The 13,821-nt window shown below is 29.4% G+C and carries 11 protein-coding genes; 1 reads left to right on the forward strand and 10 read right to left on the reverse strand.

The genetic code is table 11. The features are described 5' to 3' along the window. The first annotated feature begins 189 nt into the window (after positions 1-189). Complete coding sequence (locus tag I4V63_RS08145; protein WP_196000799.1) at positions 190-378, forward strand: hypothetical protein; 189 nt, start codon at positions 190-192, stop codon at positions 376-378. An 86-nt stretch (positions 379-464) separates the two neighbouring features. On the opposite strand, the gene I4V63_RS08150 is transcribed toward I4V63_RS08145, so the two are convergent. The 10 genes from I4V63_RS08150 to I4V63_RS08195 all read right to left on the reverse strand — a co-directional run bounded on the left by I4V63_RS08150 (position 465) and on the right by I4V63_RS08195 (position 13,627). Beyond that, complete coding sequence (locus I4V63_RS08150; protein WP_196000800.1) at positions 465-6,836, reverse strand: alpha-amylase family glycosyl hydrolase; 6,372 nt, start codon at positions 6,834-6,836, stop codon at positions 465-467. Between the two features lie 271 nt (positions 6,837-7,107). Beyond that, on the reverse strand, positions 7,108-7,485 hold the full coding sequence (locus tag I4V63_RS08155) for a TIGR04086 family membrane protein (protein WP_196000801.1): 378 nt from the start codon (positions 7,483-7,485) through the stop codon (positions 7,108-7,110). Positions 7,486-7,540: 55 nt separating this feature from the next. Beyond that, positions 7,541-7,816, reverse strand: a complete 276-nt coding sequence (gene yajC, locus I4V63_RS08160; protein WP_196000802.1) for a preprotein translocase subunit YajC — start codon at positions 7,814-7,816, stop codon at positions 7,541-7,543. A gap of 154 nt (positions 7,817-7,970) precedes the next feature. Then, complete coding sequence (gene tgt, locus I4V63_RS08165; RefSeq protein WP_196000803.1) at positions 7,971-9,110, reverse strand: tRNA guanosine(34) transglycosylase Tgt; 1,140 nt, start codon at positions 9,108-9,110, stop codon at positions 7,971-7,973. A 29-nt stretch (positions 9,111-9,139) separates the two neighbouring features. Further along, complete coding sequence (gene queA, locus I4V63_RS08170; protein ID WP_196000804.1) at positions 9,140-10,165, reverse strand: tRNA preQ1(34) S-adenosylmethionine ribosyltransferase-isomerase QueA; 1,026 nt, start codon at positions 10,163-10,165, stop codon at positions 9,140-9,142. 11 nt (positions 10,166-10,176) lie between these two features. After that, the gene (ruvB, locus tag I4V63_RS08175; protein WP_196000805.1) at positions 10,177-11,208 is read right to left on the reverse strand and encodes a Holliday junction branch migration DNA helicase RuvB; all 1,032 of its coding nucleotides are present in this window, start codon (positions 11,206-11,208) and stop codon (positions 10,177-10,179) included. Positions 11,209-11,220: 12 nt separating this feature from the next. After that, positions 11,221-11,826 carry a Holliday junction branch migration protein RuvA gene (gene ruvA, locus I4V63_RS08180; RefSeq protein WP_196000806.1) on the reverse strand — a complete coding sequence of 202 codons (606 nt, stop codon included), beginning with the start codon at positions 11,824-11,826 and terminating at the stop codon, positions 11,221-11,223. A 183-nt stretch (positions 11,827-12,009) separates the two neighbouring features. Beyond that, positions 12,010-12,426 (reverse strand): hypothetical protein, encoded by a 417-nt coding sequence (locus I4V63_RS08185; protein ID WP_196000807.1) that lies wholly within the window; start codon positions 12,424-12,426, stop codon positions 12,010-12,012. 251 nt (positions 12,427-12,677) lie between these two features. Further along, positions 12,678-13,319: a hypothetical protein gene (locus I4V63_RS08190; RefSeq protein WP_196000808.1), complete on the reverse strand. Its 642-nt coding sequence runs from the start codon at positions 13,317-13,319 to the stop codon at positions 12,678-12,680. Between the two features lie 77 nt (positions 13,320-13,396). Further along, positions 13,397-13,627, reverse strand: coding sequence for a hypothetical protein (locus I4V63_RS08195; protein WP_196000809.1), 231 nt, complete (start codon positions 13,625-13,627; stop codon positions 13,397-13,399). Between the last annotated feature and the right edge of the window lie 194 nt (positions 13,628-13,821).

Below are 13,821 nucleotides of genomic sequence, written 5' to 3' on the forward strand. Positions count from 1 at the left end.
TATAAAGTAAAACTATATACTCTATTCTCTCTTATATATTCATATTTTTATATCTAAACCTTTTTATTTTAATTTTATTGCATTTTATATCGTTTTCACTAATTTTGAACATTTTTTGCCTAATTTTAGTAAACATATCAATAGTTCATCATAAAATACCAGTAAGTAATTATATAAGGAGAATTCTATATGGGAAAAAGTGCATGGAAATATGCTTTAGAAATTATTTCGATAGCTACTGATATTGATGAACTAAATACAAAATTAAGTAAAACAGATAAGATTAGTGAACGTACAATACTTTCAGCAAAAATTGATACTCTTGAAGCTAAATTGTTTGAAATTAAAGATAAGCTAAAATCAGTTAATTTAACTTAGCTTATTTATACTTATTAAAAAAGAGAATTCAAACTGACTTTAATGCCAAGAAAGCCCTAGGTTTTATCCTAGAGCTTTCTTTATTATTATATTAATTCTTCTTTTTTCTTATATACCATTACTATTCCACCAGCAGTACACAATAATGCAATTATTATATAATTCATTATGTTTGTCCCACCAGTTTGAGGTAATATATTACCATCAACAGCAGTTGATTTTTCAGCAATTATAAACTTTCCTATTTTATCTGTTGTAAATACTATAGTATTACCTTCAATTTTACTTTCTACTATTTCAAATTTCTTACTTTCTTCATTATAGTAGAATGCAGATAATTTAGATTTATTTAATCCTTTTAATTCATCATCTGTTAATGTAATTGACATTGTAATTCTGCCATCATTTGTAGTCTTTATCTTTGTAAACTTATCGCCATTCTTTATAGATAAATCTACTTCATAAACTTTTTTCACTGCCTTTAACCCTTTTGTAATAGCATTATCAATAGCATTTTTAAATTTCACTATTATAGATGAACCATCTACAAGTAAAGTTTTATCAAATACACTAAATGGTATTAATAATGTTTGATTGTCATTTACTATTTCTATAGAACCATTACCATTTTTAATACTTTCTATATCAGTAATCTCTATAGTAACTTCATCACTTGGTTTACTAATATTAATTTTATTATTACCATCTTTATCTGTGATTTTATCAATCTTTATAGTTCCATCTTCTTCCGGCTTAACTTCAACTGATGGATCATCATCTTCTGAGTCAGGGTTTTTCTTTTCTACTGTAACTTTAATTTCCTTAGTAGTTTCTTTTCCATTTTCATCCACTACCTTATATATAACCTTATATTCTCCTTCTTTAGAAGTATCAACTGTATTTTCAACTACCTCTAACTTTTCTGTAATATCATTTCCTTCTGCATCAACTGCAGTAACCCCTTCTAATGCATTAAATACATCTCCAACCTTTAACATTTTATCATTTGCATTGATAGTTGGTCCTGGTATTTCTTCACCTTCACCCAATCTTGTTATTTCTAGTGATAAATCTTTTGTAGCAAATCCTATTGCTTCTTCATTATTATTAAATATATCTGGGTTACTTTTATTCTCTTCTGTTGGTTCGATATGAATTTTAATATCATTTTTTCCAACATTTAATTTAACTTGATGTGCGAAAGTTCCATTTTCATCAACTTCAACTTTTTCGCCGTTTATAGTTAAATTTGGATCTAACATTGAATTACCTTTAACTGTAATAGTTTCATTTTTTGTATAGCTTCCATTTGATGGATCTAATACAACTACAGGCATATCCTTCCATCTTACAACTTCGTTTTCAACAAGCATTTTACCATTACCTTGATTTACAACTGTAATTTTTTCATTACCACCTTCTCCAGTAGTGCAACCATATTTACTTTGATTAGCAGCCTTTGGATTTGAATAATTCATTAACGCTTCTTGATTCCACGATCCACCTTTAACATACTTATATTCAATTTGTTCACCTTCTAAAACTGAAATAGTATAAGTCCAGTCAGCTGAAACTGCACCATTCCTACTCATTTCCCATGAACTTACATCCCATCCGTTCATTCCTCCTGGCATTGTTATTACTGCATCAAGCGGTGTATACGAAGGAGCATGTAATTTAAATGTTACTTCTACCATAACTAAATCCGGTGTAACATTAACTAAATTTGACTTAATTGAATTACCACCATTAGTATAAGCAATTACTTCATATTTATATTCAGTTTTATTTTTCACATCTGTATCTTTATATGATACTGCTAATTTATCTTGAATTCTTGCAACTACAACTCCATTTCTAACAATTTCATATAGAGCTATATTATTTTCTCCAACAACATCCCAACTTAAATTTACTTCTCCTGATTGTTCTTCTGGAGTCTTTAACTTAATAGCATCTGCTGGAGTTACATCATCATTAACAGATAATTTAAATGATTTAACATCTGTAGACTTTATACTATCCTTGTCATCAAATCCATAAGTTCCTTTAGTAGTAAACTCAAACTTATATTCATACTTTCCATCTTTATTTGCTATAAATGACGCTGTGAATACATCATTATCCTCATTTTCCTCTAAATAGCTTGCTTTAAATATTGTAAATTCCTCATCTCCAGGATATTTAACTAATAACCTTCCAACTAATCCATCAGATGCTCCTTCTACATTTGAAATATCTTCTATATATACTTCAGAATTAACATTTATAGCTGATGATATATCAACTTTATCAGCTTTTACATCACTCAAGTTACCAAGCCATGTAATCTCTGAATGTGGAGTTAATCCATCACTCCAAGATAAAGGTGATTCATTTCCATCTTTATCTATTGCACTTACTGCAAAGTATAATCTATTACCATTTGTTAATTGATTAATTATAATCTCAGTATTATCTACTATCTTAACTTCTGTTTCTAAACTTCCCTTAAAGCTTGAAGAATAAACTTTATATTCTTTTGCTCCTTTTACAGAATCCCATTTTAAAGTTACTTCTCCATTACCTTCTGTTCCTATAACTTTACTAACTGCTTCAGGCAATTTTATAACATTAGTGCTTGTCATCATTCTACCAGTCATTGCAGGAACAGTTATTTCAACCTTTCCATCCTTAACTGAAACTTTATAATTAGAATCTAGTCCATCAACAAAATCTGTACCATTTCCAGTAAATTTTTTTAAATCTAAAGTTACTTTTGCATCGCTATTTGTAGGGTTAATAGCTACTATAGCATGGCTATCCTCATAGCTTCTTCCATATACATATACACCATCAGTGCCAGTATATAAAGTTGTTAAATCACCATAAGAAAATAATTCTTTATTATTTTCTCTAACTGATCCAATTGCTTCATAGAAACTAACTAATGAATCATCTTCATTTCCCCATGGATAAGTTCTTCTACAGTCTGGATCCTTAGATCCTGTAACTCCAGCTTCATCTCCATAGTAAATAGTAGGAGCTCCAGCATAACCAAACTCAAATAAAGAAGCAAGCTTTAATCTTTGCTTTCCTAAACTTTCATCATAGTCCCCGAATTCAGCTCTTTCAGAAGAATCACTTCCCCCTCCTAATACATAAATCGCTCTTGCAACATCATGAGACCCCATTAAGTTCATTAATGCATAAAACGCTTCCTCTGGATAATCTTCATAAACTGCCATTAATGTATCATTTAACCTTGTTGCATTACCATTTTTTAAATAATCAATTAATGCAGCTCTTATTCTATAATTCATAACCGAATCATATTGATCTCCAATAAAATATTTTGAGGCATCATCCCAGATTTCCCCTAAAATAAGTGTTTCACTATTATGCTCCTTCATTACTTCTCTAAAATCATTCCAAAATACTGTATCGACTTCATTAGCAACATCAAGTCTCCAACCATCTGCTCCCCAGTCAATCCATTGTTTTGCAACAGAATCTTCATCCTTATAGATATAATCAACTAACTCTTTGTTATTCCATTCACTTTCTTTATTGACAAATTCATCACTTTCACTAGCTAAACCTAATTTAATAGCATCTTTCTTACTTAATGATTTAAATTCTGGTAGTGAATCATATCCCCACCATCCTTGATAATCATATCTTTCATTTGTTGTTCCAACATCAACCTTAGTATTATTAATATTGAACCATAAATGCCATTTTTCTTCACTAAATGTTTGTCCATCTTTTATAAAATAATCATCTGCCTTAGTCATTGCGGCTTCTTCTGTTATTCCTTCATTATTCATTGAATCATATACATATGACCAATATTCATATGCACCAACTGTATCATATTTACCATATCTATCAAAATAAATTGAATCATCACCAACATGGTTAAATACTCCATCTACAATTAAATGCATTCCTCTACTCTTTAACTCAGCAGTAAATGCCTTAAATTCTTCTTCTGTTCCAAACATAGGGTCTAAAGTTTTATAGTCTGTAGCATCATATTTATGGTTCGAAGCAGCCATAGAAACTGGATTTAAATACAAAGTATTAACTCCTAATCCTTGTAAATAATCTAACTTCTTTTGAATTCCTTCAATATCACCACCAAAGAAATCATTTGACCATATTTCGTCACCAGTGTATGCTCCATCAATATCGTCCATATTATTTTCACCCAATCTAGGGTTATCTGGTAATGAGTTCCAAGATTCATGAGTTTCTATTGGTTCCTCTCCTCTTGCATTTTCTTTAGCTGTATCATTTGATTCATCCCCATTAAAGAATCTATCAGGGAAAATTTGATAAACAACTGCTTCTTTCATCCAATCAGGTGTTGTATAGTCTTTGTCATAAACAGTTAATTGGAAGAATAGTCCGTTTTTATCTCCTACAGTTCCTATTTTACCTTCGCTACCATCTTCACAATAATATTTTACAGTATCACCATCACCAGCAATAAATTTATATCCATATACTCCAATTTCATCCGGAGTAAATGTAGCTTCCCATATATCAACTTCTTCCTCATCTACAGTGATAGTTGAAACCTTTTCCATATTATAAAGATCTGATCTATTTGTATTTGTATTTCTCACTAATACTCTAGCATATTGCAAATCACCTTTTTGAGAATGCATTCTAACTGTTACATCAGTTCCTTGAACAACAGCCCCAAATGGATATTTATAAAGACTATCCCAAGTATTGTGATACAACATATCACCATTTACTTGGCCATCTAAATCTGTTATTTCTTTTGAAACCAATGGCGAATGATACCCAAAAGCTTCTTTTCCTTGTGATAAGTATACATCTAATGTTCCATCATTAGATACATGCCTCAAATCAATAAATCTATTACTATCTACATCTTTTTCGGCCCATTCATTCTCACCTTCAGTTCTCTTAACAATGAACCCCATATTAGTATCATTAACTAAGTTTGCATATACCTTAGTTGCTACTTTACCATAACTATCTTCTGAAGTTAATTCTAATGTTTCTCCATCATTTCCGTCTAACCATGTCCATATATTCCAGTTATCATAATCTTTATTATTTCTCTTATAATGAATATTTATAGTAATATCTTCATATTCTTTTATAAATGCTCTTTGAATAATACTTTTTGGTTTTTCCTTTTCACCATAAGTTACAACTATTTCATTATTTTCATTATTTAAATCAGAAATCTCATACTTTAGATCTCCAGTGGCTTTATTGTCCCAATCTTGTCCTTTTTTAACTATAATTCCTAGCTCACCTTCTGTTACATTAGCCGGTAATTCTAGTAACGTATATGCACCTTCTTTATCTACATAATCAAATTCAACAAATTTCCCTACTTCTCCTGGATACCATGTCCAAAATCCCCAGTTTTCGTATTCAATTTCCCCTTCTTTTATAAATCTTACTTTTACTGTTTTTTTCTCTTGTTGCTTTGGTACAACAATTACTGAATTATCTCCATTCACTTCTGCATTCAGTGAATCTTTAAATGCATCTTCCCAATTATCCCCTTCGTATGGTTTAAATTGATATTCATATGTTCCTGGCTCTAAGTTAATTGTTGTAGAAAAAATACCTTGATCGTTTTTTTCCATTTTTATTTGTTTAGATATATTCCAATCAACCATTGATCCAATTAAATATAAAGTTTCTCCTTCATATTCAGCTCTAAATGTCACAGTACCATCTTCATTAATTTCTGGACTTTTTAATTCTGATTCACCTTCTACTGAAATCAATGCATTAGAAGTAAAATCACCTTCTTTAACATGCTTAGGATTTAATGGGTCTCCTTGCCAATCTCCCACTTCTTGATCATTTGTGTCTGGAGACCAAGTTACTATTCCATATTCATAATTTCCTGGTGCAAGATCTAATGTTACAGACCAAATATTTGAGCTACTTTCATTTATCATCTCATGTAAAACTGACCTTTCATTATCAAAAGATCCTTTTACTGCAACTCTCGTTTCTATTCCATTACCTAAATAATATAATGTAACCTTTCCATTACTAACCTGTGGATTAACTACAACTGCTGGATTACTACCTTTTTTATATGAATTTAATGGATCACCCTTCCAATCACCATTAATATCATCAATAGTTGTATCTGCCCAGGTCACAATTCCATATTCATTTATTCCTGATATTCCCTCAACTGTGGTTGTCCAAATATTATTTTCACTTTTTATCATATCAATTGTATTCCAACCACTAAATTCCCCCTTTACCTTTACATCATTTTCTGTTCCATCACCTTGATAATTAAAGGTAACAGTACCATCACTATTAACTACTGGGCTTTTTAATACTGTTTCAGCTAAAACATCACTCGCACTATTAGAAAACGGTACCAAATTTATACAAAATAAAACTAATGTCATTACCGCTATTTTCCATTTGTGCTTCATTACCCCTCTTTTTTTCATAAATTTCTCCTCCCTATTTTTTAATTTAAAAGAAAATACTTATACTACACATCTAGAAACCGTTCCCAAACAATTGTATTATCTTTTAAATTTACTTTACTCTCTTATTGTAAAGTATTTCAACAGTTTATTTCTACCTTTTTTATATTTTTTGTACATTTTAACAAATATTTTTCCAAATTATTTATTTTTTTTTTACTTAATGCTATAATTTATTATATATGCACATAAATTAAAGGAGCTATGTTATATAACATAACTCCTTTAATCTTTAATCGCTTCCTAAGTTAATACCTAACATACCTGAAAGAATTCCAACAACTACACAAAGTGAAAATTTCATTAAATCATATAATCCTAATGTAGCTTCTGCTCCAAATAAAACTCCAATAGCATATAAGGATATGTAAAATAAAACTCCTACAGAAAGTCCTACTAGCCACCCCTTATGACCATATAGTTTTGCTGCAAATATTGTTCCAAATATTAAGCTAATACTGGTTATAGCTACATAAATAGCACTAAACATTCCTGAACTAATGTCTACAAAAGACATAACTAAAGATAAAACTGCTGTTAATACTGTTACTACTGCTACTGCTCCTACCACACCCTTTAGAACGTTATTAAAATATTCTTTCCATTCCATAAAAACACCCCCTTTTAGTTCATTCTATGAGCTAAAAGGGGGTATTATTCTTTAATTATGCAACGTCTTTGTTTACTTTTTGAGCTATAGCATTTTTAGTAATTCTAAATCTTACTCTATCTGGCCCTGATTGGATAACCATTTGATCATCTTCAATTGTTATGATTTTTCCAACTATTCCGCCTCTTGTTAAAATTTCATCATTTACTTTTAATTCAGATAACATTGTATTATACTTTTTTGTTCTCTTCTTTTCTGGAACTATTAATAAAAAGTACATAATTGCAAACATCGCTACTAAAGGTAATAGTGTAGCTAATAATTGTGTCATTTAAAAATCCCTTCCCTTCACATTCATCATTAAGGATACATCGTATTATTTACTATGTATTAAATAATATACTTTATTTAAAATAATATGTCAATTCTATGAACAAATTAAATACTAAGTTTAACAAATTATTCATAAAACACAGTTTAGGATTTTATTTTTTGCAATTCCATTCCCTTAACTTTTGTTCTTTAAACTGACTATAAGTTCCATTATCAATTGCTGTTCTTATATCTTCCATAAGCTTGTTATAGAAATATAAATTATGTAATACACATAATCTTAAAGCAAGCATTTCTTTAGCTTTAAATAAATGTCTTATATAACTTCTTGTATAATGCTTACATGCTGGACATTCACATCCCTCATCTATTGGTCTTTCATCTAATTCAAATTTTGCATTCATTAAATTTATCTTACCTTGACCTGTAAACACATGCCCATGTCTACCATTTCTAGCTGGTAGAACACAATCGAAGAAATCAACTCCTCTATCTACAGCTTCTAAAATATTTTCTGGTGTTCCAACACCCATTAAATATATTGGCTTATCTTCTGGTAAATGTGGAACTACTGCATCAATAATTCTATACATTTCTTCATGAGTTTCACCAACTGCTAAACCACCAATTGCATAACCATCCATATCTAATGTTGCTAAGTGTTTAGCGTGCTCAATTCTTATATCTTCATAACAACCACCTTGATTAATACCAAAAAGCATTTGTTCTTTATTTATTGTATCTGGTAATGAATTTAATCTATTCATTTCAGCAATACATCTATCTAACCATCTATTTGTTCTTGCTACTGAATTTATTACATATTCTCTAGTTGAAGGATTTGGTATACACTCATCAAATGCCATTGCTATTGTTGATGCTAAATTACTTTGTATTTGCATTGACTCTTCTGGACCCATAAATATTTTTTTTCCATCTATATGAGAATTAAAGTAAACTCCTTCTTCCTTAATTTTTCTCATTGATGATAATGAAAACACTTGGAATCCGCCTGAATCAGTTAAAATTGGTCTATCCCAATTCATAAACTTATGTAAGCCACCCATTTTTGCAACTACTTTATCGCTAGGTCTTAAATGTAGGTGGTATGTATTTGAAAGCTCAACTTGGCATCCAATTTCCTTTAAATCCATTGAAGAAACTCCACCCTTAATTGCTGCTAAAGTACCAACATTCATAAATACTGGTGTTTCTATAGTTCCATGAGGTGTTTCAAATCTACCTCTTCTTGCTTTACCGTCTTTTTTTAATAACGTATATCTTTTACTCAAAACTTCACGTCCTTCTTAACTTATGTATTCTATTTTATTATCATTGAATCTCCAAAAGAGAAGAATCTATATCTTTCTTTTACAGCTTCATTATAAGCATTCATTACTTTTTCTTTTCCTGCTAATGCAGAAACTAACATTATTAATGTTGATTCTGGTAAATGGAAATTTGTTATAAGCTTATCTACTATTTTAAACTTATATCCTGGATAAATGAATATATTAGTCCATCCACTTTGTGCTTTAACAAATCCATTTTCATCACCAATTGTCTCTAAAGTTCTTGTTGATGTTGTTCCAACTGAAATAATCTTATTTCCGCGCTTCTTTGTTTCGTTGATTATCTTAGCATCTTCTTCTTCCAAATGATAAAATTCCGAATGCATAACATGTTCATTTACATCATCAACCTTTACTGGTCTAAATGTACCAAGTCCTACATGTAATGTAACATATGCTATATTAATACCTTTTTCTTTAACTTCTTCTAAAAGTTCTTTAGTAAAATGTAGTCCCGCAGTAGGTGCTGCTGCTGATCCTTTTTCCTTAGAATAAACAGTTTGATATCTTTCCTTATCATCAAGTCTTTCTGTTATATAAGGAGGAAGTGGCATTTCTCCAAGTTCATCTAAAACTTGTTCAAATATTCCATCGTAAGAAAATTCAATAATTCTATTTCCTTCTTCTATTATATCTACAACTTTACATCTTAACTTTCCTTCACCAAATACAAATTCAGCTCCTATTTTAGCTCTTTTACCTGGCTTAGCTAAGCACTCCCACTTATCGCCTTCAATTCTCTTTAAAAGTAAAAACTCAATTTTACCTCCACTTTCAGCCTTTTCTCCTATAAGCCTTGCTGGCATTACCCTAGTATTATTTAAAACTAATGTATCTCCTGGATTTAAATAGTTTATAACATCATAAAAATGTTTATGCTCTATCTCTCCAGTTTCTTTATCTAAAACCATTAATCTAGAATAATCCCTTCTTTCTAGTGGATGTTGAGCTATAAGCTCCTCTGGTAAGTAAAAATCAAAATCACTTGTTTTCATTAATATATCTCCTAACCTTCAAAAAAACTAGTTTGCTTTTTTGTAACTTTTTTGCCCCTTGTTCTACCTAAATGACTATAAGCCTTATCCGTAGCGGTTCTTCCCCTAGCAGTTCTAACTATAAATCCTTTTTGTAGCAGATATGGCTCATAAACATCTTCTATTGTTCCAAGCTCTTCCCCTATAAAATAAGATAATGTTTCTATCCCAACAGGTCCCCCGTTAAAATTATCAATAATCGCTTCTAAAATTTTATTATCAACCCTATCAAAACCTTGAGCATCTACCTCTAATAATTCTAACGCTGCTTTTGCTTCTTTAAAACTTATTAATGAATCAGAATATACCTCTGCATAATCTCTGACTCTCTTTAATAATCTATTTGCAATTCTCGGAGTTCCTCTAGATCTCCTAGCAATTTCATATGCGCCTTCTTCAGTTATATCACAGCCTAGAACAAATGCGGAACGTACAATTATTTCTTTCAATTGTTCTTCTGTATAATACACCATATCACATAAAACTCCAAATCTATCTCTTAGAGGAGATGTAAGCATACCTATTCTAGTTGTAGCTCCTATTAAAGTAAAATGTGGTAAATCTAATCTAATTGATTTTGCTGCTGCCCCCTTACCTATAACTATATCTAAAGCATAATCTTCCATTGCTGGATATAGAATTTCTTCAACACTTCTATTTAATCTATGTATTTCATCTATAAATAAAACATCGTTATCTTTTAATGTAGTTAATATAGCAGCTAAATCTCCTGCTCTTTCAATAGCTGGTCCTGATGTAATCTTTAAATCTCCACCCATTTCTTTAGCTATTATATTAGCAAGTGTAGTTTTCCCTAAACCTGGTGGTCCATATAATAAAACATGGTCTAGAGCTTCATTTCTTCTCTTTGCAGCAGTAATAAATATATTTAATCTTTCTTTTACCTTATCTTGACCAATATATTCATTAATTTTTTGAGGCCTTAGACTTAATTCACCATTCCCATCTTCCAGAATTTCATCTGGTGTGATAATTCTCTCCAAATTATATCACCTCTATCCCATTAATACTCTTAAACATTCCTTAATAATATTTTCAACTGATTCCTGTCTATTTACTTTCTTTAATGCACTTTCAGCTTCCTTTTCTGAATATCCTAAAGCCAATAACGCTCCTAAAGCTTCTCCAATAGAATTTGCATTGCTTGGTACAATATCTTCAAATCCTTCTTGGATATCAACACCTTCTGTTACTTCATCAGTTTTGATTTTATCCTTTAATTCTAAAATTATTCTTCCTGCAGTTTTCTTACCAATCCCAGGTGCTCTGCATAAATGCTTATCATCTTCCATAATAATAGCATACTTTAAATTATTTATTCTACTTATTGAAAGTAATGACAATGCAGCTTTTGCTCCAACACCACTTATTGAAATAAGCAATTTAAACATTTCTAATTCTTCTCTATCCTTAAATCCATATAAGCCTATAAAATCTTCTCTTACTATCTGCTCTAAATATAGCATAACTTCTTCTGAAACCTTTGGCATCTCTGTCATAGTAGCACCAGAAGTAAATATCTTATATCCTATACCGTTGTTTTCTATAATAACATATTCTTTATTTATCCCCATATACTTACCTTTAATATATTCGTACATTTTATCCCCCTCAATCTATATAAATAGATTAACCTTGTTTTGTTATTTTAACGATTCTCAATTTACATTGTAAATAAATACTTTTTAATAATCTACATTATACTTTAACATTTTAAAAAGTTTTTTTCAATAATAAAGAGTTATACTAAAGTAAGAGATTTTAGTATAACTCTTTATTTAACTTTATCCTCTTGTATATTCTCCGTATGGTTCCATAATATCTATAGAATCACTATTGCTAAAAACATTGTCAATAGCATAATCATATATATTCATATTTATATTATTAGAAATCAATTTTGAAATTATCTCTTCTTTTTCCTCTTCAAAAATCACTTCATTTTGTATCTTTTCTATTATTTCAAGTGTATTATATAATCTACATTCTCCTTCCTCTACTCCACTCTTATAACTTAAAACCTCTGGAATATCGTCAAAGTCTTCAGTTAAATCCTTATAAGCCCCACTGACATCTCTGTTAACTGTTTTTTTAAAATAATAAGTATTAATATAAGCTTTAGCACTTTCTTCATCATTAAATCCCTTTATATTTCCACTAGGCATAACTAATAAATAATCGAAGTTTGACATAATACTCATTTCTTCGCCTCCTTAGTAGGTTATGATAATATTTTTCCCTATGATTATATTGTTATACAGGTGTGTCTTTTCCTATAATGAAAGAGATTATAAATAGAAACCAAATTCTATTTATAATCTCTTTTTAGTGTAAAAGTATATTAACAACTCATTATAATATTTGAGTTGTAGATTGGGTTACAAATTTAAAGAATTATATTTCTTCTTAAAAGTAAACTTTCCCTTTATGTATGTATTTAACGTATTTACTTTTAAGATATAAAAGCAGATAACTTTTCTATAGCCTCTTCTTTTGTATCATAAGAATACTTAAAATTTTTTATTGCATCTAAATCGTTACCTTGTAAGAAACTTATTGGTCGATTATTGCTATATATATCTTCACTTTCTTCAATTGTTAAGTTTCCTGAATCATCTGTTTTATATATAGCAAAGTATCCATCTTTTTCTCCAAGATAATATTTATTAGGTTGTAAAACACTTGTTGTGCCTTCTTTTATAAACACCACTTTGTCATCTTCTAAAGATTCTAGATTATATCCATTTGCTTCATAAAAATTAACAACAAATTGCTGATTTATATCACTTACAATTGAGTTTTCTTTTTTAAACTCTAAAATACTTTGTTCCTTTTCTACAACACCTTCATTCATTAATACAACCATCATATCATCATTTAAAATTTTAGAATTATTATAAACAGTTTTTTCATCATCTTCTTTTTCTTGCGAATATTTCGGATTTATTAATCTATCACTTATAATATAAGTTCCAAAAAAACTAACAACTACAGCAAAAACTATAATACCTGCTAAAATTGAAATTTTTTTATTAAAGTGCTTATTTTCAAATTTCACTTCTTTTTTATCTTTATCATATATTTCATTACTCATAAATATCACTCCTTTTTCTGTAATTATTGACAGCTTTCATAATGATATTCACGAATAATTATTTTTTTATTATTTTTTTACCATTCGATAGTTAATATTGTACAATCCTCTTCTTTTAATGAAATCCTATATCCTTCTGATAATAACCAATTTATTAATTTTGTTTGGATTTCTTGAGATTCATCTTCTATTGCTAATATAGCACTAATTTTATTTACCCCCATATTTTTCCCCATGTCTATATTTTCTTGAATTTTATTTTTATGTCTTTCAAAATCTTTCCTGTTTTTATTTTCTAAAAACTCCATGCCCACTTTCCTCCTTATATAAAAGTATGATTAATAAATTATAATACTATTTTTTTTAAAATATTAACTTTTTATATATTATTTTCTTAAATTAAGGTAATAATATATAATTCTTCTTGCTTTATCATATAATATTGAGTATAATTTATTTCTGAAATATAGACAGTTCGGGAACCTCCTGTCTTTAAACAAAA

The sequence above is a fragment of the Clostridium sp. 1001271B_151109_B4 genome, assembly GCF_015670405.1.
Classification (GTDB): domain Bacteria; phylum Bacillota; class Clostridia; order Clostridiales; family Clostridiaceae; genus Clostridium.